Below are 23,576 nucleotides of genomic sequence, written 5' to 3' on the forward strand. Positions count from 1 at the left end.
CGGCACCGACAACCCCCGCCGGACACCCTCCCAAAACAACACCCGCACACACCGAGCCCGCCCAGGCCGCTTCCCACCCATCACAACTCCTCATCACAAGGCGTTGCAACCACCCACTGACCCCAAGTCTTGCTTGGGCGTACTTGCAGACGCACCATCCCTGGACTCGCACTTTCCCGGGAAAGTGCGGGGACGGCTAGACCTCTTCCTCCAGCATCTCGGCGGTGACGGCCGACTCCGTGTCCGGGATCCCCTGCTCCTTGGCCTTCTTGTCGGCCATCGCGAGCAGCCTGCGGATCCGCCCCGCCACCGCGTCCTTCGTCATCTGCGGCTCGGAAAGCTGGCCGAGCTCCTCCAGCGAGGCCTGGCGATTGGCCAGGCGGAGCCGGCCCGCCGCGAGCAGATGTTCGGGGGCGGACTCACCGAGAATGTTCAGTGCCCGTTCGACCCTGGCCGCGGCGGCCACCGCCGCCCTGGCCGAGCGGCGCAGGTTGGCGTCGTCGAAGTTGGCCAGCCGGTTGGCGGTGGCCCGGACCTCCCGGCGCATCCGGCGCTCCTCCCACGCCAGCACGCTCGAATGCGCGCCGAGCCTGGTCAGCAACGCCCCGATGGCGTCACCGTCGCGAACCACGACCCGGTCCGCGCCGCGCACCTCGCGCGACTTCGCCTGGATGCCGAGTCTGCGGGCGGCCCCCACCAGCGCCAGTGCGGCCTCCGGGCCAGGACAGGTGACCTCCAGCGACGAAGATCGTCCCGGCTCGGTCAGCGAACCGTGCGCGAGAAAAGCACCGCGCCATGCCGCTTCGGCGTCGGCGATACCACCCGCGACCACGGCCGCGGGCAGGCCACGCACGGGCCTGCCCCGCTGGTCGATCAGACCGGTCTGGCGCGCGAGTCCCTCGCCGTCCTTCACCACGCGCACGACGTAACGGGTGCCCTTGCGAAGCCCGCTCGAGGTGATCACGTGGACATCGGAGTGATGCCCGTAGAGCTCGTGGATCTCCTTACGAAGCCTGCGTGCGACCGAACCGGTGTCCAGTTCGGCCTCGACCACCACCCGCCCGGCGACGATGTGCAGGCCCCCCGCGAACCGCAGCATCGAGGCGACCTCGGAACGGCGCGGGCCGATCTTGGTGAGTTCGAGACGGCTCAACTCGTCCTTGACCGCGGCGGTCATCGCCATGACGGAACCTCCTCGAGCGCGCGCCCTGTGACCCACTCGCCTGGCGGCAGCCAGTTACGGGACATGCCCGTCTCCCCTCTACTCACGTCCGCACCACGCCACCCGGGCCAACCACCGGCCCTGCGTGCCCCTCGTCCGTACTTCCTACCCAATGCCACTCCCGGCGAGACCGAGAGCCTCTCGCACACATCGCGCCAGCGCATCCGGATCGTGCCGTTCCGGCATACCGACGGCGGCGACGTCCGCCAGATGTGCCCGCCCGCCGAGCCCGGCAGCCGCGCGTTGTAACCGCGCGGGTGTCGGCACGGAGCCACGATCGGCGATCACCGCGTCGACCCGGAGTCTGGGGGCGTGCTCGAAGAGTACGTCCAGGTGTCGTTCCGGGGAGAAGCCAGCCGTCTCCCCGGGCTGCGGCACGAGGTTGAGCACCACGACCCTGGTGGCCGCAGTGCGCACGAGTGCGTCGTGCAGCTCGGGCACGAGCAGGTGCGGCAGCACGCTGGTGAACCAGGAACCGGGACCGAGTAGTACCACGTCGGCCGAAAGCACGGCCTCCACCGCCTCCTGGCAGGCGACCGGCGGCTCGTCCGGCCTGCCCGGATTGTGCAGCGTGATGCGGCGCACCTGACCGGGAGTGCTGGCGACCGCGACCTGCCCGCGAATCCGGCTCACCTCACCGTTCTCCAGCCCGGTGACCTCGGCCTCGATCTCCAGCGGCTCCGCGGACATCGGCAGCACCCTGCCGGACACGCCGATCAGCCTGCGCGCCTCGTCCAGCGCAGCCACCGGATCCCCGAGCACCTCGAACAGCCCCGCCAGCAGCAGGTTTCCCACCGCATGCCCGGCGAGGGCGCCGGTGCCGCCGAACCGGTGCTGGAAGACCCCGGCCCAGAAGGTGCCCCCGTCCTCGGCTCCGGCCAGCGCGGCGAGCGCCTGCCGCAGATCACCCGGCGGGAGGAGGCCGAGTTCACGACGCAGCCTGCCGGAGGACCCACCGTCGTCGGCGACGGTGACGACCGCGGTGACGTCCGGGGTGATCCGGCGCAGAGCGGTCAGGGTGGTGTGCAGGCCGTGCCCGCCACCGAGGGCGACGGCACGCAACGGCGCGCTGGAGGTCACCGTCCTCGCCGCCCTCTCACTCGCGCCCCAGATCCCGGTGCACCACCTTCACCGCCATACCGTCCTCATTGGACAGACGACGGGCGAGCTCCTCGGAAAGGGCCACGCTGCGATGTTTTCCGCCGGTACACCCGACAGCGAGGGTCAGATATCGCTTGCCCTCGCGGCGGTACCCGGCGCCGATCAGCCGGAGCAGCTCGTGGTAACGCTCGAGGAACTCCTCCGCGCCCTCCTGGCTGAGCACGTAGTTGCGGACGTCCCCGTCAAGGCCGGTGTGGTCGCGCAGTTCCGGAATCCAGAAGGGGTTCGGCAGGAACCGCACATCCATCACCAGATCGGCGTCCATCGGCAGGCCGTACTTGTAGCCGAACGACAGCACCGTCACCCGGGTCTGAGTGCTGGCCTCCGACCCGAACGCGTCCTCGATCTTGGCCCGCAACTGGTGCACCGACAGTGCCGACGTGTCCAGGATCAGGTCCGCCTCGTCACGCAGCGGAGCGAGCAGGGCGCGCTCCGCGGTGATCCCGTCGGCCAGCCTGCCGTCACCCTGCATCGGGTGACCCCGCTTCACCTGCTCGAACCGCCGGACCAGAACCGCGTCGGTCGCCTCGAGGAACAGCACCCTCGGCTTGTACCCGTTCGCGTCCAGGTCCTTGATCACCGATGCCAGATCGTCGGTGAAGGCGCGCGAACGCACGTCCATCACCACGGCGACCTTGGTGATGGCACCGCGAGCCTGTGCGCCGAGTTCGACCATGGTCGAGATCAGCTCCGGCGGAAGGTTGTCGACGACGAACCAACCGAGGTCCTCAAGACATTTCGCCGCGGTGCTGCGCCCCGCTCCGGACAGGCCGCTGACCACCGCGACCTCCATGCCGGATCCCCTGCCCGAGCCCCCCTCGGAGTCAGTCTCCACCGTGTGCTCCCGCGTACCGCCACTGTCACCCGTCACGTGCCTGTTTCCCTTTCCTTGCCGGAACCGGCTGCCAGCGCGCCGTACACGGCTTCCGCCGTGCGCCGCCCTACTCCCGGCACCGCCGAGATCTCGTCCACGCTGGCCTGCCTGAGCTTCTTCACCGATCCGAAATGCTTGATCAACGCCGTGCGGCGCGACTGGCCCAGTCCGGGCACGCCGTCCAAAGCGGACACTTGCAGCCGCTTGGACCGCTTCTCCCGGTGATACCGGATGGCGAAGCGATGCGCTTCGTCCCGCACCCGCTGCAAAAGGTACAGCGCGTCCGAGGTCCTCGGCAGGATGACCGGGTCTGGGTCCGCGGGCAGCCAGACCTCCTCGAGGCGTTTGGCAAGCCCCACGACCGCGACGTCGGTGATGCCGAGTTCGGCGAGCACGTCCGCCGCCGCCGTCGCCTGCGGACCGGCACCGTCCACCACCAGCAGGTTCGGCGGATACGCGAACCTGCGTGGCCTACCGGTCTCCGGGTCGATCCCCGGTCGTGACTCGGTGACCTCTTCCGCCGTGTCCGCCGCGGTCTCCTTGAGGTAACGAGCGAACCGGCGGCGGACGACCTCCGCGATCGACGCGACGTCACCCTCCTCCGCGGCCTCCCGCAGGGCGAACCGGCGGTACTCCTGCTTACGGGCGACCCCGTCCTCGAACACCACCAGCGAGGCCACGACATCGGTACCCGCGATATGACTGATGTCCACGCACTCGATCCGTAGCGGAGCGGTGTCCAGCCCCAGGTGTTCCTGCAGTTCGGCCAACGCGGCCGACCGGGCGGTGAGATCGCCTGCCCTGCGCAGTTTGTGCTGGGCGAACGCCTCGCCCGCGTTGCGCTCCACGGTATCGGCCAGTGCCCGCTTGTCCCCGCGCTGGGCGACCCGCAACCGGACCCGGGAGCCGCGCAGCCCGGACAACCATTCGGTCAGCGCCTCGGCGTCCGCGGGCAGCTGCGGCACCAGCACCTCCCTCGGCACCGGCGAACCGGTGTCGGCCACGGTGCCCGCCAGTTCGGCCTGCTCTCCGTAGAACTGCGCGAGGAACTGCTCCACCAGCGCGGGAACGTCCATCTCCTCGACCTTGTCGATCACCCAGCCCCGCTGTCCGCGAACCCGCCCGCCACGCACATGGAACACCTGCACCGCGGCCTCGAGCTCGTCGTGGGCGAAGGCGACCACGTCCGCGTCGGTGCCGTCGCCGAGCACCACGGCCTGTTTCTCCATCGCCCTGCGCAGGGCGCCGAGGTCGTCGCGCAGCCGGGCGGCACGTTCGAAGTCCAGCGTCTCGGAGGCTTCGGCCATCTCCCGCTCCAGCCTGCGCACCATCGTGTCGGTGCGGCCCGCGAGAAAGTCGCAGAAGTCCTCCACGATGTCCCTGTGCTGCTCGGCCGAGACGGTACCGACGCAGGGCGCGGAACACTTGTCGATATAGCCGAGCAGGCAGGGCCTGCCGATCTGCGCGTGCCTGCGGAAGACCCCGGTGGAGCAGGTCCTCGCCGGGAACACGCGCAGAAGCAGGTCGAGGGTCTCCCGGATGGCCCACGCGTGGGCGTAGGGGCCGAAGTAGCGCACCCCCTTCTTCCGGGGACCGCGGTAGACGTGCAGCCGCGGGTACTCCTCGTGCAGCGTCACGGCCAGCACGGGGTAGGTCTTGTCGTCGCGGTAGCGGACGTTGAACCGGGGGTCGAACTCCTTGATCCAGTTGTACTCCAGCTGCAGGGCCTCGACCTCGGTCGAGACGACGGTCCACTCCACGCTCGCGGCGGTGGTGACCATCTGCCTGGTTCGTGGGTGCAGGCCGCTGAGGTCCGCGAAGTACGAGCTGAGCCTGCCGCGCAGACTCTTCGCCTTGCCGACGTAGATGACGCGTCGGGTACTGTCACGGAACTTGTAGACCCCGGGCGCGTCGGGAATGCTTCCCGGGGCGGGACGGTAGGTGGTCGGATCAGCCACGTGTCCAGCCTATGGCTCTGGCCCGACAGTCCCGCGCACCCCCGCCCACCGGTCTCCGGCCATCAGCCGGAACCGGGGAACTCCACGCCGCTGTGCCGCTGACACGAGCGCGCTCAGGCGGGCAGCGCCAGCAGGCCGGCCACGACCTCGTCCACGCCCGGCCCCGACACATGCGGCTGCTCGCCGATGTCGGGAACCCCGCCTTCCAGCCGGGTGGCGAGGCCGGTGAGCAGCCCGGCCCGCGCCGCACCGTTGGTGTCCCACGAGTGCACCGCGACAAGGGCGGTTCTCGCCGGCCGCGAGCCCACCCGCCCGCACGCCCAGTGATACACCGCGGGCGGCGGTTTGAACGATTGGACCTCCTCCGCGGAGAGCACCCCCGCGAACGAACCCAGCAGCCCGGCCCGTTCGAGCGCCTTTGTCGCGTTCGTCGCCGAACCGTGGGTGAAGGCATAACAGGGCACACCCGCACCGGACAGCAACGCGACAGCGGGCGCGGCGTCCGGTTGCGCGGGTAGTTCGGCGAAGCCCGCGAGCACGTGCTCGATCTGCTCCGCGGTGAGCGTGTACCCCGAGGTGATCGCCAGCTGCGCGGCCGCCACCTCGCGAAACGGGGGCGCGTTGCCGGCCAGGGTGTAGGCCATACCGTCGCGCAGGGTGCGAGCGAAGAACAGTTCGAGTTCGTGCGCCGGCCTGCCTGCCTCGATCAGCCGGTCGCGCAGCGGTTCCAGCCGGATCAGGGTTTCGAACACGTCGAAGAGCACGACCTCGGGGCGCCGTGCTTCGGCTCTCTCGTCCATGCGCTCCAGCATCGCAGGAGCGCACCAGTACCGCCGGATACTGGGCGCGCCGGGAGCCGCGCCGTATAGGTCGTTATACGTCCTGCTGGGTGTGGGACTCTCGGCGTATGCGGATCGCCACCTGGAACGTCAACTCCGTCGGGGCTCGGCTGGACCGGCTGAAAGGCTGGCTCGCCTCGGCTCAGCCGGATGTGCTGTGCCTGCAGGAGCTCAAATGCGCCACCGAGGCGTTCCCCGCCGACCAGGTGGCCGAACTCGGCTACGAGACCGCGGCGTACGGCCTTGGCCGCTGGAACGGTGTGGCCGTGCTGTCCAAGGTCGGGATGGCCGATGTGCGACGCGGGATCGACGGCGACCCCGGCTACGAGGACGCCGAGGAGGCACGCGCGATCGGCGCGACGTGTGGCGGGGTCCGTGTGTGGTCGGTCTACGTACCGAACGGACGCGAGCCGGGACATCCGCATTACCAGTACAAACTGCACTGGCTGGAGGCGTTGCACGGGACCGTCCTCGTGGAGACCGGCGCCGCGCCGCAACGGCCGTTCGCGATACTCGGCGACTTCAACATCGCCCCGGCCGACGACGACGTGTGGGACATCTCGCGGTTCGCGGACTCGACCCACGTGACCGAACCCGAACGCAAGGCGCTCGCCGTGCTGCGCGACGGCGGGCTCACCGACGTCGTTCCCCGGCCGCTCAAGTACGACCACCCGTACACGTACTGGGACTACCGCGCCCTCGCGTTCCCGAAGAACCGCGGCATGCGGATCGATCTGGTGTACGGCAACGACTCGTTCGCGGGCGCGGTCAGCGACGCCTACGTCGACCGCGAGGAACGCAAGGGCAAGGGCGCCTCCGACCACGCACCGGTCGTGGTGGATCTGGAGCTCTAGGCGGGCCTGCCGTCCGTGCTACTCGCCACGGGCGGCGCGGTGCAGGCGGCGCAGGGCGCGGACCGCCTCGACGGCACGCTCGCGGTCGACCGCCTGCACCGCCAGCACGGAGTAGTACTCGTCCTCCGGCAGCTCCAGACGCGCGAACGACGCGCCGTCGGGGAAGCTCACCGACAGCACCTCATCCCACCCGAACCGCTTACGGGTGAGCACGTTGCGCACCTCGATACCTTCGGCGTCGGCGTGCGCCCTCGGCATCGCGAACAGCATCGTGCCCGCGCCGAGCAGCAGACCGATGCCGACCATCGCGACCTGGTCACTGACCTGGAAGATCACTCCGGTGTCGCTGCGGCGCAACAGCACGGCCACCGTGACGAACACAGCGACCAGCAGCAGGGCCAGCGAACCCGACATCCAGGCGGCACGGCGCGGACGGATCGTGACCCGGTTCTCCGCCTTCTCACTCATCACGGTCACACGAAACCTCGCTCGGTCCACGGCTGACGCAGGCCGCGCAGGACGTGTGCGGTGTCCAGCGCGGCCACCGTCGCCTCCCTGCCCTTGTCCTCGGCCGAGCCGGGCAGCCCGGCCCGGTCCAGCGCCTGCTGCTCGGTGTCACAGGTGAGCACCCCGTTGCCGACCGGGGTCCCCTCGTCCAGCGCCACTCTGGTCAGCCCCGCGGTGACCGCGTCGCAGACGTACTCGAAGTGCGGAGTGCCGCCGCGAATCACCACACCCAGCGCGACCACCGCGTCGTGGCTGCGGGCCAGTGACTGCGCGACAACCGGCAGTTCCACCGCGCCCGCCACCCGGACCACGGTCGGATCCTCCTCGAGGCCGGCCTCCCCCGCCGCCCGCAGTGCGGAGTCCAGCAGGCTGTCGGTGATCCGCGGGTGCCAGCGGGTCACGGCGATCGCGAGCCGCAGGTTCGCGCAGTCGCCGAGGTCCGGTTCGACCTCCGGCCTGCCCTCACCGCTCATGACCGCCTGCCCGCCTGCCCGGTGCCGTTGCCGTGCGGAGCCTCGGAGTTCTCGGCGCTGAGCAGGACCTCAGCGGCGCCTACCTCGTCGAAATGCTCCAGCTGCGCCAACTCGTGCCCCATGCGGTCGCGCTTGGTGCGCAGGTACCGCAGGTTCTCCGGATTGGGCGAGATCGGCAGTGGAACGCGGCCGGTGACCTGGAGTCCGTAACCCTCCAGCCCCACCCGCTTCGCGGGGTTGTTCGTCAGCAGGCGCATCGACCGCACGCCCAGGTCACACAGGATCTGCGCCCCCGTGCCGTAGTCCCTCGCGTCGGCCGGGACACCGAGGGCGAGGTTGGCGTCCACCGTGTCCGCGCCTGCGTCCTGCAGCTGGTAGGCCTGCAGCTTGTGCAGCAGTCCGATGCCACGGCCCTCGTGGCCGCGGATGTAGAGCACCACACCACGCCCCTCGTCGGCCACCGCGCCGAGCGCGGCCTCGAGTTGCGGACCGCAGTCACAGCGCAGGGAGCCGAACACGTCTCCGGTGAGGCACTCGGAGTGCACCCGCACGAGGATGTCCTCGCCGTCGCCGATCTCGCCGTAGACGAAGGCGATGTGCTCGATGCCGTCGAGCAGGCTGTCGTAACCCACCGCGCGGAACGAGCCCGCGGCGAGCGGGATCCGGGCCTCGGCGACCCGCTCCACCTGCTTCTCAGTCCGCCTGCGGTACGCGATCAGGTCGGCGATGGTGATCAGCCGCAGGTCGTGGTCCGCGGCGAAGACCTCCAGCTCGTCCCGGCGGGCCATATCGCCCTCGTCCTTCTGCGAGACGATCTCGCAGAGCACGCCCGCCGGGGCCAGCCCGGCCATCCTGGCGAGATCCACCGCCGCCTCGGTGTGCCCGGGCCTGCGCAGGACGCCGCCCTCCTTCGCCCGCAACGGCACGACGTGACCGGGCCTGCGGAAGTCCGAGGGCCCGGAGCCGGTGTCGGCCAGCAGGCGGATGGTGTGGCAGCGGTCGGCCGCGGAGATGCCGGTGGTGATCCCCTCGGCAGCGTCCACCGTGACCGTGTACGCGGTGCCGCGCTGATCCTGGTTCGTGTGGTACATCGGCGGGAGGTCGAGCCGCTGGCAGTCCTGCTCGGTGAGCGAAACGCAGACGTACCCGGACGTGTAGCGCACCATGAAGGCGAGCATCTCCGGCGTCGCCTTCTCGGCGGCGAAGATCAGGTCGCCCTCGTTCTCCCGGTCCTCGTCGTCCACGACCACGACCGGCCTGCCCGCTTTGATGTCCTCGATCGCCAGCTCGATCTGGACAGCCGCACTCATCGTCGCGGTACCGCCCGCCGCGCCGCCGCCGGTCACACTCTCGGTCATGAGCTCTCCTCCGTACCGCTGCCGATGCCGCCATTGTCCCTTGCCGCACTCGTGCCGCTGTCGAGGTGTGGCGAAGCCAGCTTCTCGACGTACTTCGCCAGCACGTCGACCTCGAGGTTGACCGGGTCGCCCGGTTCGCGGCGGCCGAGTGTGGTCAGTTCGAGCGTGGTCGGGATCAGCGCGATGCTGAACTCCTCCTGGGACACCGCGGCCACGGTCAGCGACACACCGTCCACCGCGATCGAACCCTTCTCCACCACGTAACGAGCCAGCCCCGGGGGCAGCGCGAACCGGGTCAGCCCCTGGGGGTCGCGCGCGAGATAGGTGCCGGTGCCGTCGACGTGGCCCTGCATGATGTGCCCGCCCAGCCGCGCGCCGAGCGGGGTGGCACGTTCCAGGTTGACCTCGTCGCCGACGGCGATCTTCGCCAGGCTGGAGCGTTCCAGCGTCTCGTGCACGACGTCGACGCTGAAATCCGACCCGGCGACGTCGACCACCGTCAGGCAGACGCCGTTCACCGCGATCGACTCACCGTGCCGTGCGTCGGAGGTCACCAACGGGCCCCTGATCGTCACCCGCGCGGCGTTCGGGACCTGCTCGACCGCGACGATCTCGCCGAGCTCCTCGACAATGCCGGTGAACACCTGCCTACCTCCTCAGTACCCGCGCCGGTACGGCAGAGATCCGCACGTCGCCTCCACTCATGGTGACCCCTTCCACCGTCCAGCGGTGTGCCCCGGTGATGGTCGACACTCCCGCCTCGTCCAGCGCGGCCGGCCCGGAGCCCAGCAGCACCGGGGCGACGTAGGCCAGGATCCGGTCGATCCGGCCCGCCTCAGCGAACGCACCCGCCAGTCGCGGACCGCCCTCCAGCAGGATGTCCACCACACCACGAGCCGCCAGTGTGGCCAGCACCGTATCCGGATCATGGGACGGTATCCGCACGGTCTCCGCAGCGCCATCCAGTACCCGGGACGTGGCGGGAATCTCACTCGCGCCGACCACGACGCGCAGCGGCTGACGGCCGGCGAGACCGCCGTCGGGCGTGCGCGCGGTGAGCTGCGGATCGTCGGTGCGCACGGTGCCGGTGCCCGCGATGATCGCGTCGACGGCGGCGCGCAACTCGTGGACCTCGGCGCGCGACTGCTCCCCGGAGATCCACCGGCTGGTCCCGTCGGCGGCGGCGACCCTGCCGTCGAGGGTGGCCGCGTACTTCCAGGTGACATGGGGCCGGGCGGTCCTGGCGTAGTGCAGCCACGCACGCAACGGCCCGGTGGCGACCTGCTCGGCCAGCAGCCCGGATTCGACCCGCACACCCGCGGCGCGCAGGACGGCGGCACCGCCCGAGGCGGCCGGGTTCGGATCGGCGACGGCGAAGTGCACCTCGCTGATCCCGGCCCGCAGCAACGCGTCGGTACACGGTGGGGTGCGCCCTTCGTGCGCACAGGGTTCGAGGGTCACCAGCGCGGTGCCACCCCTGGCCCGGTCGCCTGCCGCGCGCAGCGCCAGCACCTCGGCGTGCGGCCCGCCCGGCGGCTGGGTGGCTCCCACCCCCGCGACGGCGCCCGCGACGTCCAGGACGACCGCACCGACCGGCGGGTTCGGGCTTGTCGTGCCCCGCACTCGCGCACTCGCCGAGATCGCGGCGAGCATCGCCTGCTCCAGCCGCGAATCGTTGTCCACGTTGATCAGTCTGCCGTGCCTGCCCCGGCCGCACTGGCCCGCAACGCCGCCACGGCCCGGCCGGGGTCGTCGGCGCCGTAGACCGCGGAACCCGCGACGAAGCAGTCCACCCCGGCCTCGGCCGCCTGCTCGATGGTGTCGGCGTTGATTCCGCCGTCGATCTCGACGAGCACGTTCAGATGCCCGGTCCGCACCATGCGCTTGGCCGCCTTGACCTTGTCCAGCACCTCGGGCATGAACGACTGCCCGCCGAAGCCCGGCTCCACGGACATGATCAGCAGGGTGTCGTAGTGCCGCAACGTGTCCAGGTGATCCTCGAGCCGGGTGCCCGGCTTCAGCGAGAGGCCCGCCTTGGCCCCCGCCGCGCGCAGGTCCTTGGCGATCTTCACCGGGTCCGCCGCTGCCTCGGCGTGCACGGTGACGTTGTACGCGCCGGCCTCGGCGTAACCGGGGGCCCACCGGTCCGGGTCCTCGATCATCAGGTGGCAGTCGATCGGCACGTCGGTCGAGTCGAGCAGCGACTGCACGACGGGGAGGCCGAGGGTCAGGTTGGGCACGAAGTGGGCGTCCATGACGTCGACGTGCACCCAGTCGGCTCGCGTCTCCGGGTCACCGGAGGTACCGGCCACCGCCTGGATCTCCGCTCCGAGACGGGCGAAGTCGGCGGACAGGATGCTGGGGGCGATCAGAGGTCGAGGAGCCACGGGTCCGCAGTGTAGGAGCACCATGCGATGTGCGCTCCGACACCCGCCGTTCACCCCCGCGCGTACCGAGTTGGGGCGTCTGCAAGTACGCCCAAGCAAGATCCACATGTGCTTCAACCGCCACCAAGCGCCGGAATGTCCGCCATGGCTTGGTGGCGGTTCTACGCCGAAACGATCTTGCTTGGTGGTACTTGCAGACACTCCAACCCGGGCCGCGCCCCCGCGAAAGGGCGCCTCACGTCGTCAGGCGGCTGTCACCCGGCGTGGATGGGCTATTACCGTCTTCACGGGTTTGACGGTAACAGGCAGGGTTACCTGCTTGTAGGTTTAGGCGGTAACGTGAGGTCATGACCTACTCGCGTCCGCCCGCTCCGGACGAGCTGCTCCCGCTCGAGGTGTTCGGCAACTCCGCGCGCTTCCTCTACGACGAGGAGGCGCTTGCCGGTCCGGACGAGGCCGCGCGGTGGCTTCGGGAGCACGAGCTCCTGCCCGCGGGCAACATACTGACGGAAGGCGAAGTCGAACGACTGGTGCGCTTTCGGGAGACCCTGCGCGATCACCTCGGCGGTCGCACCGACGCGGAGACGATCACGGCCCTCAACGGCTACTGCCGGGCCACGCTGACCGGCGCGGGCTGGGCCCCGGACGGGGCGCCCACACTGTTCCCGGCCACCGGTCACGGAGCCGAGGGGCTCATCGCCCGGTTGCTCGCCCTCGTGCACCGCGCGGACACCACCGGCGAGCTCCGCCGCCTCAAGCCGTGCCGGGCACCGGAGTGCCGCTGGCTGTTCTACGACCGCTCGCCCGGCGGCAACAGCATCTGGTGCAGCATGGACATCTGCGGCGCTCGGCACAAGATGCGTGCACACCGGTCACGCAGGCACGAGGGCTGACGGCCGCTCAGTCCGGGAGCTGGTCCAGCACCTCGGTCCAGGGCAGGCCGATCGACAGCCGGTGCGTGCGTACCCCGGCCGACGTCAGTGCGTCCAGATGCCCCTGCCACGCCGGGTGCCCGGCACGCGTGTCGCGCACCTGATAGCCGACCACCATCGACACCCCTGGCGCGCCGAGCGACTCCCCCAGCACCGTCGTCGCCTGGTTGTCGGCTATCCCCAGCGCCAGCTTCGCCACCGAACCGGCGGAGGCCGGCGCGAACAGGAACACGTCGGGATCCGGATGCGGCCTCGGCTGCCCAGGCAGCCGGGACTCACTGCGCACCTCGAGATCGGTCAGCGCCCGCAGCCGGTCGAGCTCGCCGGTGTGGGCGAGCCACACCGCGGCGGTCGGGGTGAGGGTGACCGCGAGCCGCCAGCCACGGCGTACGGCCGGGGCCGCGATCTCCGCGCACAGCCTGCTCTCCACCCCGCCGCACGAGCTCACCACGAGCCCGAGTAGACGCCGGTCCATCAGGCAGCGGGCTCCCCGGATTTGCGCAGCACCGCGCAGAACATGGCATCCGTGCCGTGGCGGTGCGGCCACAGCTGCACGAACGGCCCTGATCCCAGCAGCGGCACATCGGGGAAGCACTCCCTGGCGTCCAGGATCTCCGCGCCCGCGCGGCGGGCGGCCTCGGACACCACGCCTTCGGTCTCACCGAGGTGCGGCGAGCACACGACGTAGGTGACCACGCCTCCCGGCCGGGTCAGTTCGAACGCGGCCGCGAGCAGCTGACTCTGCAACTTGGTCAGGTCCGCCACGTCGGCGGGCCGCCGCCGCCAGCGGGCCTCGGGCCGCCGCCGCAGGGCACCGAGACCACTGCACGGCGCATCCAGCAGCACCCGGTCGTAGCCGCCTTCGAGGCCGGACTCCCGGCCGTCGGCGACATGCACCGTCACCGGGAGCCCCTCGGTGACCCGTTCGATCAGCTTGGCCCGATGCGGGGCCACCTCGACGGCATCGACCGTCGCACCCGACAGCCCGGCCAGCGCACCCATCAGTGCGGCCTTACCGCCCGGTCCCGCGCAGAGGTCGAGCCACCGCTCGTCGGTGCCCCGCACCGGCGCCTTCGTCGCGGCGAGCGCACACAGCTGGCTGCCCTCGTCCTGTACCGCGGCCAGGTGCTCGCGGATCGGTTCGGACTCGGTGAGGTCCCCGCTTCCCGTGGGCAGGTGCACGCCGTACGGCGAGTACGGGGCCACGTCGCCACCGGTGATCGCGGCCAGTTCGTCCGCGGTGATCTCACCGGGACGCGCCACCAGGTGCACCGCGGGACGGGCGTCGTCGGCCTCGAGCGCGGCCATCAACTCGGTCCCTTTGTCGCCCAGCGCCTCGGCGAACGAACGGGCGACCCAGCGGGGATGCGACGTGCGCATCGCGGCGCTGCCGATCGGATCCTTCTCGGCGTCCGGCGCCAGCTGGTCCAGCCACGCGTCCTCGTCCTTCTCCGAGACGGTCCGCAGCACGGCGTTCACGAAGCCAGCGACGTGCGAGCCCGCATCCGCGCGGACGAGGTCGACGGTCGAGGTGACCGCCGCGTGCTGCGGGATCCGAGTGCGCAGCAGCTGGTAGGCCCCCAGGCGCAGGCCGTCGAGGACCACCGCGTCCACCTTCGCCAGCGGCCGGTCCAGGCATGCGGCGATGATCTCGTCGAGCAGTCCCTGCGCCCGCGCGGTGCCGTAGGTGAGCTCGGTGGCCAGTGCGGCGTCCCGGCCGGTGATCCGCCGGTTCCGCAGCATCTCCGGCAACGCCAGGTTGGCATAGGCGTCCCGTTCACGAACGGCGCGCAGCACGTCGAGGGCGACCCGGCGGGCCGGATCCTCCGGCGAGGGCTTTCGCGGTCCTTCCTTGCGCGGCCCGGGCCTGCCGTGCCCTGGCCGGGACGGCCTGCGTTCCCTGTTGCCTTCTCGCTGGTTCATGACAGGCGCTCTCCCTGATCGATTCTCGTACCGCGCGCCCAGTCGGTGGCCGCCATCCGTTTCTTTCCCTGCGCCTGCACGTCCCCGAGACGCACCGCGGTGGTCGCCGTTCCGGCGAGTACCCGCTTGCGCTGTACCAGCAACTCGCCCGGCGCCAGCGGCTCGAAGTCCACTTCGGATTCGGATACGCGAGCGACGGGACCGAGTTTCAGCCGTTCACCACGAAACTCCGCCCACGCGCCCGGCTCCGGGGTCACGGCCCTGATCAAGCGGTCCACCGCGGTGGCGGGCGCGGTGAACGAAACGCGCGCGTCCTCGACGGTGATCTTGGGCGCGTAGCTCACGTCCTCACCGGCCTGTTCGACCGGCCGCAGCGTCCCGTCCTCGATACCGTCCATCGTGGACACGAGCAGGTCCGCGCCGGATCCCGCCAGCCGTTCCAGCAGTGAACCCGCGGTGTCGGTGTCGGCGACGCGCTCGGTGACCACACCGAAGACGGGACCCGCGTCCAGCTCGCGGACGATACGGAAGGTCGACGCGCCGGTGAACTCGTCGCCCGCGCGCAGCGCCGCCTGCACCGGTGCCGCGCCCCGCCAGGCGGGCAGCAGCGAGAAGTGCAGGTTCACCCACCCGAACCGCGGAACATCGAGAGCGGTCTGCGGGAGCAGCGCGCCGTAGGCGACTACGGGGCAGGCGTCCGGGGCGATCTCGGTCAGCCGCTCCAGGAACACGGGGTCACCGGCCTTCTCCGGGGTGAGTACCTCGATCCCGTGCTCGTCGGCGAGCGCGCCGACCGGCGAGCGAACCACCCGTCTGCCCCGGCCTGCGGGTGCGTCGGGGCGGGTGATCACCGCGACCACCTCGTGGCGATCGGCGGCGAGCAACGCCCGCAGTGAGGGCACGGCCGGCTCGGGCGTGCCTGCGAAGACCAGCCGCATCAGGTCACCTCGGGCGGCAGGACGGCGCACCGCGGAGCACACGGTTCAGGATCGGGAAAGGAGATCATCCCGTCCAGTCTAGAACCCGCGGTCAGCGGTCCCAGGGCAGGCGCACCGGCAGCACGACAGCGGCCGAACCACCACTCCTGCGCTCCGGTTCCGCGGCGGCCAGCCACCTGCCGCCGCGCAGCCGCTCGACCCCGGTTACCGCGCCGATCTCGCTCGGTGTGCCGGAGAAGCGCTGCCCCCGTTCGAGCAGGCCGGCCATCGCGGGCAGCTCCAGGAACGCGGGCTCCACCTGAGCCGTGGCCGAGTTCCGCTGCGACGCCCTCGGCGCGGCGATCGCCTCGGGCAGGGACAGGTTCCGGTCGAACCGGCCGAGGAGTACCTGCAGCACGGTGGTGATGATGGACGCGCCGCCCGGGGACCCGGTGGCCAGCACCGCCTTACCGTGGCGGAGCACGATCGTCGGTGCCATCGAGGACCGGGGACGTTTACCGGCGTCAGGCAGGTTCGGGTCGGCGACATCCGGGTCGGCCTGGGCGAAGGAGAAGTCCGTGAGCTCGTTGTTGAGCAGGAACCCGCGACCGGGCACGACCATCCCGCTGCCGCCTTCCTGTTCGATGGTCAGGGTGTAGGCGACGACGTTGCCCCACTTGTCGGCCGTGGTGAGGTGCGTGGTGTGCTCACCTTCGTACGGTGTCGGCACGGCCGCGCCGGACTGCGCACACGGCTGCGGTGAACGCGGGTCGCCAGGGGCCACCGGGCTGGTCAGTGCCCGGTCCGGATCGATGAGGCAGGCCCTGCTGTCGGCGAACTCCTGGCTCAGCAGTTCGGCGCTGGGTACGTCGGAATAGGCCGGGTCGCCGATCCAGCGGTTGCGGTCGGCGAAGGCGATCCTGGTGGATTCCAGGAAGTGATGCAGGTAGGCGTCCTCCGCCATCCCCGCGAGATCCTTCGACTCCAGCATGTTCAGCGCCTGCCCCACGGTGAGTCCGCCGGAGGAGGGCGCGGGCATGCCGTACACGTCCAGCCCGCGGTACCGGACGTGGGTCGGTTCGCGCTCGACCGTGCGGTACCCGGCCAGATCCTCGACGGTCAGCTCGCCCGGCCGGACCGTGAGCCCGGCATCGGGATCCACCGGCGGGTTCTGCACGGTCCTGGCGATGTCGGCGGCCACCTCGCCGCTGTACAGATCGGCGGTGCCGGTCGCGGCGAGACGGGCGTAGGTGTCGGCCAGTTCGGGATTGGTGAAGGTGGACCCGACCTCCGGTGGCGCTCCTTCCGGGAGGAACAGCTGCCTGCTCGCCGGGAACGCGGAGAACCGCTCGGCATTGCGCGCGACCTGTTCGTGGAAGGTCTCGTCCACGGTGAACCCGGACCGGGCGAGTTGCTCCGCGGGGCGCATCAGCGCGTCCAGCGGGCGGCTGCCCCAGGACTTCAGTGCGTCGCGCCAGGTGGCAGGTGTTCCCGGCACACCGACGGACAGGCCACTGGTGACCGCCTCCCAGAACGGCAATGGACTGCCGTTCTCGAGGAACAGGGACTCGTCGGCGGCGGCCGGCGCCGTCTCCCTGCCGTCGAGGGTGTGCACGGTGCGCGACCTGGCGTCGTAGTACACGAAGAAGCCACCGCCGCCGACGCCCGCCGAGAACGGGTCGGTCACGCCCAGCGCGGCCGCCGTCGCCACGGCGGCGTCCACCGCGTTGCCGCCCTTGCGCAGTACGGCGGTGCCGATCGCCGTCGCGTCGGGGTCGATGCTGGAGACGGCACCGAGGTAGCCCCGCGCCACGGACTGGCGGTCCGGTTGTGGATCGGACATGGCGCCGGCCGTGGCCGGAGCCATCGGCACGAGCAGGGCCGCGGGCAGCATGGCGGCCAGTGCACGGGTCAGCAATCGCGCGCGTGAGACTCGCATCACGGCAGTGTGCCAAATTCGGGCGCGCAGCGGGACCACCAATTGTGCTCACTCTTGGCCGCCGGAACCGCAAACTCAGGCCCCGGAACTGCAAGGTCGAGCCCGGGAACTGCAAACTCGAGCCCCGGATCTGCGAAGTCGGGCCCCGGAACTGCGAAGTCGGCTAGATGAGGTCTTGGGGGTCGAGTTGGGTGCGGATGGGGTCGGGGTCCTTGCGGGTGCTGCGCAGGGAGCTGGCCGTGTGTGCGGCGGCGGCGAGTGCGCGGCCATCGGCACGGGGGACCCGGACGAGGGCGCGCTCCTTGTCGGTGCGGCCGTCCTCGTCCGGCTCGCCGAGTGGGACCGGGCCGAGCACCTCCGCCGACTCGGGCAGCGGTATCTCCGCCAGCAGTGTGGCGACCGCTTCCGGGGTGCCTTCGAAACTCGCCATCCGCACGGCGGGCGGGAAGCCCAGTTCGGTGCGCTCGGCGAGTTCGAGGCCGGCGTGCCATCCCGGATCCCACCGGATCAGCGCCTGTACCGGGGTCAGCGAGGCGTCCGCGCCGACGACGACCCTGCCACCTTCGGGACCTGGCCGGACCAGTGCGGCCGCCCCCATCCAGCGACGCAGGGCCTCCTCCGCCGCACGCAGGTCCTGCCTGCCGAGCAGGGCCCAGCCATCGAGCAGCAGCGCGGCCCCGTATCCCGACTCGGCGACCGGTTCGGCGCCCGGCGTGCACACGACGAGCGCGGGCTCCGCGGCGACCGTGGCCAGCACCTCATGCGCGCCGGACGTGCGCACCGGCACCCCGGGAAATGCCCTGCCCAGTTCCTCGGCCGTACGGCGGGCGCCGATCACCACGGCACGCAGCCGCCGTGAACCGCAGGCCGCGCACCGGTACGCGGTGTCCGGCACCCCGCACCACCGGCAGCTCGGCGGACGGGCCACTCCGCCCTCGGTTCCTCCACCCAGCAGCAGCGGACCCGCGCAATGCCTGCACCTGGCCGGACTGCGGCAGTGATCGCAAGCCAGGCCCGGGACGTATCCCCTGCGGGGAACCTGGACCAGTACCGGCGCCCCGGCCTTCAGCCCGGCCCTGGCCGCCTCGAATGCGACAGCGGGCAACCGGGCCGCCCGCGCCGCCTCGTCCCTGGCGACATCGAAGTCCTCCCCGAACGGCGTCACCCTCGGCGCGCGGGCGCGCAACTCCTCCCTGGACGCGACGACCGGATGGGCCCAGCCGGACTCCAGTAACAACTGCGCCTCGGCGGTACGGGTGAACCCGGCGACGACCAGTGAGGCCTTGTCCGCGTGCGCGCGCAGCATCAGCACGTCCCGCACCTGCGGATAGGGCATATGCGGGTCGACGTGCAGATCGTCGCCGTCGTCCCAGACCACGAAGAGTCCGGGGTCGGCGACCGGGGCGAACATCGCGGCCCTGGTTCCGACCACCACCCGCGCAGAACCGCGCTGGACCGCGAGCCAGCGCCGGTAGCGCTCCGCTGGCCCGAGCCCGGCGGACAACGAGATCGTGGCGTCCGCGCCGATCCGCTCCACGCAGGCCTCGTGCAGCCGGTTCAGGTCGCGGTGGTCGGGTACGACCAGCACCACTCCCCTGCCCGCCGCGGCGACGGTGGCGGCCAGTTCGGCGAGCCGAGCGGGCCAGTCCTCACCCGGCAGCGCCTGCCAGACCGCGTGCGCGGGCCGTCCGACGCGCAGCGCCTCGGCCAGTGCGGGGCCACGCGGATACCGCTGCCAGCCGGTGACCTCGGGGTGATCCGGGCGAGGCGCGGGCTCGCGCGCGGGCTCGCCCTCCGCCTTCGCGTGCCGTGGCGGGATCGCCAGCCGGAGCACGTCGATGAGCGTGCCGCCGTAGCGGTCGGCCACGGCACGGGCCAGCGCGGCCAGCGCCGGGGTCAGCACGGGCTCACTGGAGGTGACCCGCTCCAGATACGCGAGGTTGCCCTTGTGTTCGGTGGTGTCGGCCCGTTCCAGCAGGAAACCGTCGACCAACTGCCCCGCGAACCGCACCCGCACCCGGCATCCTGCGACCGCGGCGGCGTCGAGGTCGGCGGGCACCTGGTAGTCGAACGTGCGGTCCAGGTGCGCCAGCGGGACGTCGACGACGATCCTGGCGATCGGCGCCGATCCGGCGGGCACGCGCTGCCCCTTACCCCTGCCAGTGGGCCTGCCGGTGGACTTACGCGTCGATGTCTTGCGCGCCGGTTTCGTTACCGGGGCGCGCCGCTGGGGCAGATCCCACAGCGGCGCCGTCTCCGATTCAGGCACCCGCCGCCGACCGGAGCGCGTCGGCCCGGTCGGTGCGCTCCCACGGCAGGTCCAGGTCCGGCCGCCCGAAGTGACCGTAGGCCGAGGTGGGCGCGTAGATAGGCCGCAGCAGGTCGAGATCGCGGATGATCGCGGCGGGACGCAGATCGAAGACCTCGCCGATGGCCGCCTGGATCTTCGCCGGGTCCACCGTCTCGGTGCCGAAGGTCTCCACGAACAGCCCGACCGGCGACGCCTTGCCGATCGCGTAGGCGACCTGAACCTCCACCCGGGAGGCGAGTCCCGCGGCAACGACGTTCTTCGCGACCCAGCGCATCGCGTAGGTGGCGGAGCGGTCGACCTTGGAGGGGTCCTTGCCGGAGAACGCGCCGCCACCATGGCGGGCCATACCGCCGTAGGTGTCGACGATGATCTTGCGGCCGGTGAGTCCCGCATCGCCCATCGGGCCACCGATGACGAATCGGCCCGTCGGGTTGACCAGCAGGCGGAGATCGCCGCTGTCCAGGTCGAGACCGTCGATCACCGGCGCGACGACCTGTTCGCGGATGTCGACGCCCAGCATCGCGTCCAGGTCGATACCGTCGGCGTGCTGACTGGACACGACCACGGTGTCCAGCCGGACGGCCTGCTCCCCGGCGTATTCGATGGTGACCTGCGTCTTGCCGTCCGGGCGCAGGTACGGCAGCACGCCCTCCTTGCGGACGGCGGTCAGGCGCTGAGACAGCCGGTGCGCCAGCGCGATCGGCAGCGGCATCAGCTCGGGGGTGTCGCTGCAGGCGTAGCCGAACATCAGGCCCTGGTCGCCGGCACCCTGTCGCTCGATCTCGTCGGCGATCTCCTGGGTGGCGCTTTCCAGCCTGGTCTCGTACGCGGTGTCCACACCCTGCGCGATGTCCGGCGACTGCGAGCCGATGGCGACGTTCACTCCGCAGGAGTTGCCGTCGAAACCTTTGGCGGAGGAGTCGTAGCCGATCTGCAGGATCACATCGCGGACGATGGTCGGGATATCGGCGTAGGCCTCGGTGGTCACCTCGCCGGCGACGTGTACCTGACCGGTGGTGATCAGGGTTTCGACCGCCACGCGACTGCGCGGGTCCTTGGTCAGCAACGCGTCCAGGACGGAGTCGCTGATGGCGTCACAGATCTTGTCCGGATGACCCTCGGTCACCGATTCCGACGTGAACAGCCTGCGATTCGACGCGGTCAACGCTCGTCACTTCCCTCTTCCGACAGTGTGTCGTATCAATAGTCGGGTGCCACGGCGCGGGCCGTGTGGTTCGCTGCGTCGGCAGCCTACTGAAGCCTACTGACTCCGGCACCGGACAGCCTCAGTGCGCGGTCAGCTCACTCACCGCGTCCCACACAGCGGACGCCAGTTGTGACTTCGAACCGAGTGGTATCGGCCGCTCCGCGCCACCGAGCGCGGGTGCGGTGAGCAGCCAGCCCCCGTTGTCCTCGACCTCGAAGGCCTTACCGTCCCCGACGGCGTTCACCACCAGCAGGTCGCAGCCCTTGCGCTTCAGCTTGGCTCGTGCGTGCTCGAGCACCCCGCCCGCCTCGTCACCGGTCTCCGCCGCGAATCCCACGATGATCTGCCCTTCCCGGCGGTTCTTCACCAACTCGGCGAGAATGTCCGGGTTTCGGACCAGCGTGATCGTGGGGTCCGGCTGGTCGTCCGATTTCTTGATCTTGTGATCGGCACGCTCGGCGGGGCGGAAGTCCGCCACGGCGGCGGCCATGACCACGACGTCGGCGTCGGCCGAGGCGGCGTGTACGGCCTCGCCGAGCTCCCGGGCACTGGAAACGTGCCGGACCTCGACCCCCGCGGGCTGGGGCAGCGCGACGGTATGCGCCGCGATCAGGGTGACGTCGGCGCCCCGCTGCGCGGCGACCCTGGCCAGTGCGTAGCCCTGCTTACCGGAGGAGCGGTTCCCGAGGTAGCGCACGGGATCGAGCGCCTCCCTGGTGCCACCGGCGGAGATGGCCACCCGGATACCGGTCAGGTCCCTGGGCAGCGCGGCGGGCTCGGCCAGCAGCAGGCGGGCGAGATCGACGATCTCCCTGGGATCCGCCAGCCTGCCTTTGCCGTTGTCGACCCCGGTCAGCCTGCCGGAGTCCGGCTCGGCCACCAGGAGACCCCGTGCGCGCAGCAGCGCCACGTTGTCCCTTGTCGCCGGGTGCTCCCACATCTCGGTGTGCATGGCCGGGAAGAACGCGACCGGGCAGCGCGCGGTCAACAGGGTGTTGGTGAGCAGGTCGTCGGCGAGTCCGTGGGCGGCCCTGGCGAGCAGGTCCGCCGTGGCGGGTACGACCATCACCAGATCGGCGTCCTTACCGACCCGGACGTGCTGGACGTCGGGAACCTCGGTGAAGACGCCCGTGTGCACCGGATGACCGGACAATGCCTCGAAGGTGGCCGCGCCGACGAAGTTCAGCGCGGCGTCCGTCGGCACGACACGAACGTCGTGCCCGGACTCGGTCAGCCCGCGCAGCACCTCACATGCCTTGTACGCGGCGATCCCGCCGCCGACGCCGAGGACGACGCGTGGCTTGTCCATGTTGTTCAACCGGTGGCCCGCGCCGTGGGGCTACTCGCCCTCGGTGTGCTCGAGCAGGCCGGCGTGGATCTCGCGCAGCGCGATCGACAGCGGCTTCTCCCGCGGACCCGGCTCGACCAGCGGCCCCACGTACTCCAGCAGGCCCTCGCCGAGCTGGGCGTAGTAGTCGTTGATCTGCCGAGCACGCTTCGCCGAGTAGATCACCAGCGCGTACTTCGAGCTGACCTTCTCAAGCAGGTCGTCGATCGGCGGGTTGGTAATGCCTTCCAACGCCTCGCCCTGGGCACCCAGCGTAATCGCGGTCACTCGTCGTGCTCCGAATCGTCGGTGTGGTCGTCCTGAATTATGGACTCGTCCGTCATCAAGGTTAGCAACTGCCTCGCGGCGGTCCGCACGTCGGCATTGACAATGCGTTCGTCGAACTCACCGGAGGCCGCCAGTTCCCGTTCCGCCTCGGCGAGACGGGCCCGTACGGCGGCGTCCTCCTCGGTGCCCCTGCCGGTCAACCTGCCGACGAGTTCGCCCCAGGACGGCGGCAGCAGCATTACCAGCCGCGCGTCCGGCATGGCCTCACGAACCTGGCGCGCGCCCTGCAGTTCGATCTCGAGAACGGCGGGCCGCCCGGACCGCAACGCGGCCTCGACGGGCGCCCTTGGGGTGCCGTAGCAGTTCCCGGCGAACTCGGCGTACTCCAGCAGTTCGCCGCCGGCGGCCATCGCGTCGAAGGCGGACCTGTCGACGAAGTGATAGTGCACCCCGTCCACCTCGCCAGGGCGGGGTTCGCGCGTGGTGACCGAGACGCTGAAGTAGATCCGCGGGTCGAGCCGCCGCAACTCCCCGACCACACTCGACTTACCGACGCCCGATGGTCCCGAGACGACGGTGAGCCGGTGCCGGGAGACGTTCCCCGGCACCGGCTCATCGTGGGACTTGCTGCCGGCGACCCGGCCGGCTTCGGTTGGGGCGTCGTGAACCCCGTCGCTCACTGACCGCTGAACTCGGCCAGCAGCGCCTTACGCTGCCGGTCTCCGAGACCGCGCAGCCTGCGGCTGGGGGCGATCTCGAGACGCTCCATCGTCTGCTGCGCACGCACCTTGCCGACGCCGGGAAGGGCTTCCAGCAGAGCGGACACCTTCATCTTGCCGAGGACCTCGTCCTCGTCGGCCTGCTTCAGCACCTCGGCCAGGGTGGTGCCGCCCCGCTTGAGCCGCTCCTTGAGCTCCGCGCGGGCGCGACGGGCGGCAGCGGCCTTCTCCAGCGCCGCAGCACGCTGTTCCTCGGTGAGCTGGGGAAGTGCCACGTTTTCCTCCGGTAGTACTCAAATTCTGGGTGGGTGTCGCGACCGTACCGACACGCCAGTACCGACCACAATGCGGGGTGGCCCGATCACAGCCGTTTCCGGGCC

At 70.8% G+C, this 23,576-nt stretch carries 23 protein-coding genes; 2 read left to right on the forward strand and 21 right to left on the reverse strand.

Features of this window, described 5'->3' with window-relative positions:
* Window positions 1-196: 196 nt before the first annotated feature.
* The 5 genes from whiA to D0C15_RS23005 all read right to left on the reverse strand — a co-directional run bounded on the left by whiA (window position 197) and on the right by D0C15_RS23005 (window position 6,015).
* Window positions 197-1,183, reverse strand: a complete 987-nt coding sequence (whiA, locus tag D0C15_RS22985) for a DNA-binding protein WhiA (RefSeq protein WP_116049170.1) — start codon at window positions 1,181-1,183, stop codon at window positions 197-199.
* Between the two features lie 144 nt (window positions 1,184-1,327).
* Complete coding sequence (locus D0C15_RS22990) at window positions 1,328-2,284, reverse strand: gluconeogenesis factor YvcK family protein (protein ID WP_116049289.1); 957 nt, start codon at window positions 2,282-2,284, stop codon at window positions 1,328-1,330.
* Between the two features lie 34 nt (window positions 2,285-2,318).
* Complete coding sequence (rapZ, locus tag D0C15_RS22995) at window positions 2,319-3,176, reverse strand: RNase adapter RapZ (RefSeq protein ID WP_116049292.1); 858 nt, start codon at window positions 3,174-3,176, stop codon at window positions 2,319-2,321.
* Window positions 3,177-3,250: 74 nt separating this feature from the next.
* The gene (gene uvrC / locus D0C15_RS23000) at window positions 3,251-5,215 is read right to left on the reverse strand and encodes an excinuclease ABC subunit UvrC (RefSeq protein WP_116049172.1); all 1,965 of its coding nucleotides are present in this window, start codon (window positions 5,213-5,215) and stop codon (window positions 3,251-3,253) included.
* 113 nt (window positions 5,216-5,328) lie between these two features.
* Window positions 5,329-6,015 carry an HAD family hydrolase gene (locus D0C15_RS23005; RefSeq protein WP_170161358.1) on the reverse strand — a complete coding sequence of 229 codons (687 nt, stop codon included), beginning with the start codon at window positions 6,013-6,015 and terminating at the stop codon, window positions 5,329-5,331.
* A gap of 107 nt (window positions 6,016-6,122) precedes the next feature.
* On the opposite strand from D0C15_RS23005, the gene D0C15_RS23010 reads away from it, so the two are divergent.
* Complete coding sequence (locus D0C15_RS23010; protein ID WP_116049177.1) at window positions 6,123-6,908, forward strand: exodeoxyribonuclease III; 786 nt, start codon at window positions 6,123-6,125, stop codon at window positions 6,906-6,908.
* 18 nt (window positions 6,909-6,926) lie between these two features.
* Here D0C15_RS23010 and D0C15_RS23015 read toward each other — a convergent pair whose 3' ends face one another.
* Genes D0C15_RS23015 through rpe form a run of 6 tightly spaced genes read right to left on the reverse strand, consistent with a single transcriptional unit; the run spans window position 6,927 to window position 11,618 of the window.
* The gene (locus tag D0C15_RS23015; RefSeq protein ID WP_116049294.1) at window positions 6,927-7,376 is read right to left on the reverse strand and encodes a PH domain-containing protein; all 450 of its coding nucleotides are present in this window, start codon (window positions 7,374-7,376) and stop codon (window positions 6,927-6,929) included.
* 5 nt (window positions 7,377-7,381) lie between these two features.
* Window positions 7,382-7,888: a 6,7-dimethyl-8-ribityllumazine synthase gene (gene ribH, locus D0C15_RS23020; RefSeq protein WP_116049179.1), complete on the reverse strand. Its 507-nt coding sequence runs from the start codon at window positions 7,886-7,888 to the stop codon at window positions 7,382-7,384.
* Window positions 7,885-9,198: a bifunctional 3,4-dihydroxy-2-butanone-4-phosphate synthase/GTP cyclohydrolase II gene (locus tag D0C15_RS23025; protein WP_170161360.1), complete on the reverse strand. Its 1,314-nt coding sequence runs from the start codon at window positions 9,196-9,198 to the stop codon at window positions 7,885-7,887. The genes ribH and D0C15_RS23025 overlap by 4 nt, the downstream gene beginning before the upstream one ends.
* A 44-nt stretch (window positions 9,199-9,242) precedes the next feature.
* Window positions 9,243-9,890 (reverse strand): riboflavin synthase, encoded by a 648-nt coding sequence (locus tag D0C15_RS23030; protein ID WP_116049182.1) that lies wholly within the window; start codon window positions 9,888-9,890, stop codon window positions 9,243-9,245.
* Window positions 9,891-9,894: 4 nt separating this feature from the next.
* The gene (gene ribD / locus D0C15_RS23035) at window positions 9,895-10,929 is read right to left on the reverse strand and encodes a bifunctional diaminohydroxyphosphoribosylaminopyrimidine deaminase/5-amino-6-(5-phosphoribosylamino)uracil reductase RibD (protein ID WP_342768592.1); all 1,035 of its coding nucleotides are present in this window, start codon (window positions 10,927-10,929) and stop codon (window positions 9,895-9,897) included.
* Between the two features lie 5 nt (window positions 10,930-10,934).
* Complete coding sequence (rpe, locus tag D0C15_RS23040; RefSeq protein WP_211323305.1) at window positions 10,935-11,618, reverse strand: ribulose-phosphate 3-epimerase; 684 nt, start codon at window positions 11,616-11,618, stop codon at window positions 10,935-10,937.
* A 362-nt stretch (window positions 11,619-11,980) separates the two neighbouring features.
* Between rpe and D0C15_RS23045 the strand changes: the two genes are divergently transcribed.
* On the forward strand, window positions 11,981-12,526 hold the full coding sequence (locus D0C15_RS23045) for a CGNR zinc finger domain-containing protein (RefSeq protein ID WP_116049184.1): 546 nt from the start codon (window positions 11,981-11,983) through the stop codon (window positions 12,524-12,526).
* A gap of 7 nt (window positions 12,527-12,533) precedes the next feature.
* Here the strand turns inward: D0C15_RS23045 and D0C15_RS23050 are convergent, their stop codons facing one another.
* The 10 genes from D0C15_RS23050 to mihF all read right to left on the reverse strand — a co-directional run bounded on the left by D0C15_RS23050 (window position 12,534) and on the right by mihF (window position 23,471).
* A complete protein-coding gene (locus D0C15_RS23050; protein ID WP_116049187.1) occupies window positions 12,534-13,040 on the reverse strand; it encodes a flavoprotein in 507 nt (168 codons plus the stop codon).
* Window positions 13,040-14,488, reverse strand: a complete 1,449-nt coding sequence (locus tag D0C15_RS23055) for an RsmB/NOP family class I SAM-dependent RNA methyltransferase (protein ID WP_116049189.1) — start codon at window positions 14,486-14,488, stop codon at window positions 13,040-13,042. The genes D0C15_RS23050 and D0C15_RS23055 overlap by 1 nt, the downstream gene beginning before the upstream one ends.
* A complete protein-coding gene (fmt, locus tag D0C15_RS23060) occupies window positions 14,485-15,426 on the reverse strand; it encodes a methionyl-tRNA formyltransferase (RefSeq protein ID WP_116049191.1) in 942 nt (313 codons plus the stop codon). The genes D0C15_RS23055 and fmt overlap by 4 nt, the downstream gene beginning before the upstream one ends.
* A 91-nt stretch (window positions 15,427-15,517) precedes the next feature.
* On the reverse strand, window positions 15,518-17,344 hold the full coding sequence (gene ggt, locus D0C15_RS23065; protein WP_116049299.1) for a gamma-glutamyltransferase: 1,827 nt from the start codon (window positions 17,342-17,344) through the stop codon (window positions 15,518-15,520).
* Between the two features lie 163 nt (window positions 17,345-17,507).
* The gene (locus D0C15_RS23070) at window positions 17,508-19,613 is read right to left on the reverse strand and encodes a primosomal protein N' (protein WP_116049194.1); all 2,106 of its coding nucleotides are present in this window, start codon (window positions 19,611-19,613) and stop codon (window positions 17,508-17,510) included.
* A complete protein-coding gene (gene metK, locus D0C15_RS23075; RefSeq protein ID WP_162830214.1) occupies window positions 19,606-20,820 on the reverse strand; it encodes a methionine adenosyltransferase in 1,215 nt (404 codons plus the stop codon). The genes D0C15_RS23070 and metK overlap by 8 nt, the downstream gene beginning before the upstream one ends.
* Window positions 20,821-20,941: 121 nt before the next feature.
* Complete coding sequence (gene coaBC / locus D0C15_RS23080; protein WP_116049196.1) at window positions 20,942-22,171, reverse strand: bifunctional phosphopantothenoylcysteine decarboxylase/phosphopantothenate--cysteine ligase CoaBC; 1,230 nt, start codon at window positions 22,169-22,171, stop codon at window positions 20,942-20,944.
* A gap of 30 nt (window positions 22,172-22,201) precedes the next feature.
* The gene (gene rpoZ, locus D0C15_RS23085) at window positions 22,202-22,477 is read right to left on the reverse strand and encodes a DNA-directed RNA polymerase subunit omega (RefSeq protein ID WP_091673000.1); all 276 of its coding nucleotides are present in this window, start codon (window positions 22,475-22,477) and stop codon (window positions 22,202-22,204) included.
* Window positions 22,474-23,157: a guanylate kinase gene (gene gmk, locus D0C15_RS23090; protein WP_116049198.1), complete on the reverse strand. Its 684-nt coding sequence runs from the start codon at window positions 23,155-23,157 to the stop codon at window positions 22,474-22,476. Before gmk ends, rpoZ begins: the two co-directional genes overlap by 4 nt.
* Window positions 23,154-23,471 carry an integration host factor, actinobacterial type gene (mihF, locus tag D0C15_RS23095; protein WP_091673003.1) on the reverse strand — a complete coding sequence of 106 codons (318 nt, stop codon included), beginning with the start codon at window positions 23,469-23,471 and terminating at the stop codon, window positions 23,154-23,156. The genes gmk and mihF overlap by 4 nt, the downstream gene beginning before the upstream one ends.
* Between the last annotated feature and the right edge of the window lie 105 nt (window positions 23,472-23,576).

This window comes from Amycolatopsis palatopharyngis, assembly GCF_003385185.1.
In the GTDB taxonomy this organism is placed as follows: Bacteria; Actinomycetota; Actinomycetes; order Mycobacteriales; family Pseudonocardiaceae; genus Amycolatopsis; species Amycolatopsis palatopharyngis.

What these genes read in the sequence shown, in the direction of transcription:
- whiA (WP_116049170.1), bottom strand. Translation starts at nt 1,183, where the DNA reads ATGGCGATGACCGCCGCGGTCAAGGACGAGTTGAGCCGTCTCGAACTC.
- rapZ (WP_116049292.1), bottom strand. Translation starts at nt 3,176, where the DNA reads ATGGAGGTCGCGGTGGTCAGCGGCCTGTCCGGAGCGGGGCGCAGCACC.
- D0C15_RS23005 (WP_170161358.1), bottom strand. Translation starts at nt 6,015, where the DNA reads ATGGACGAGAGAGCCGAAGCACGGCGCCCCGAGGTCGTGCTCTTCGAC.
- D0C15_RS23010 (WP_116049177.1), top strand. Translation starts at nt 6,123, where the DNA reads ATGCGGATCGCCACCTGGAACGTCAACTCCGTCGGGGCTCGGCTGGAC.
- D0C15_RS23015 (WP_116049294.1), bottom strand. Translation starts at nt 7,376, where the DNA reads ATGAGTGAGAAGGCGGAGAACCGGGTCACGATCCGTCCGCGCCGTGCC.
- ribH (WP_116049179.1), bottom strand. Translation starts at nt 7,888, where the DNA reads ATGAGCGGTGAGGGCAGGCCGGAGGTCGAACCGGACCTCGGCGACTGC.
- D0C15_RS23025 (WP_170161360.1), bottom strand. Translation starts at nt 9,198, where the DNA reads ATGAGTGCGGCTGTCCAGATCGAGCTGGCGATCGAGGACATCAAAGCG.
- D0C15_RS23045 (WP_116049184.1), top strand. Translation starts at nt 11,981, where the DNA reads ATGACCTACTCGCGTCCGCCCGCTCCGGACGAGCTGCTCCCGCTCGAG.
- D0C15_RS23050 (WP_116049187.1), bottom strand. Translation starts at nt 13,040, where the DNA reads ATGGACCGGCGTCTACTCGGGCTCGTGGTGAGCTCGTGCGGCGGGGTG.
- D0C15_RS23055 (WP_116049189.1), bottom strand. Translation starts at nt 14,488, where the DNA reads ATGAACCAGCGAGAAGGCAACAGGGAACGCAGGCCGTCCCGGCCAGGG.
- fmt (WP_116049191.1), bottom strand. Translation starts at nt 15,426, where the DNA reads ATGCGGCTGGTCTTCGCAGGCACGCCCGAGCCGGCCGTGCCCTCACTG.
- ggt (WP_116049299.1), bottom strand. Translation starts at nt 17,344, where the DNA reads ATGCGAGTCTCACGCGCGCGATTGCTGACCCGTGCACTGGCCGCCATG.
- coaBC (WP_116049196.1), bottom strand. Translation starts at nt 22,171, where the DNA reads ATGGACAAGCCACGCGTCGTCCTCGGCGTCGGCGGCGGGATCGCCGCG.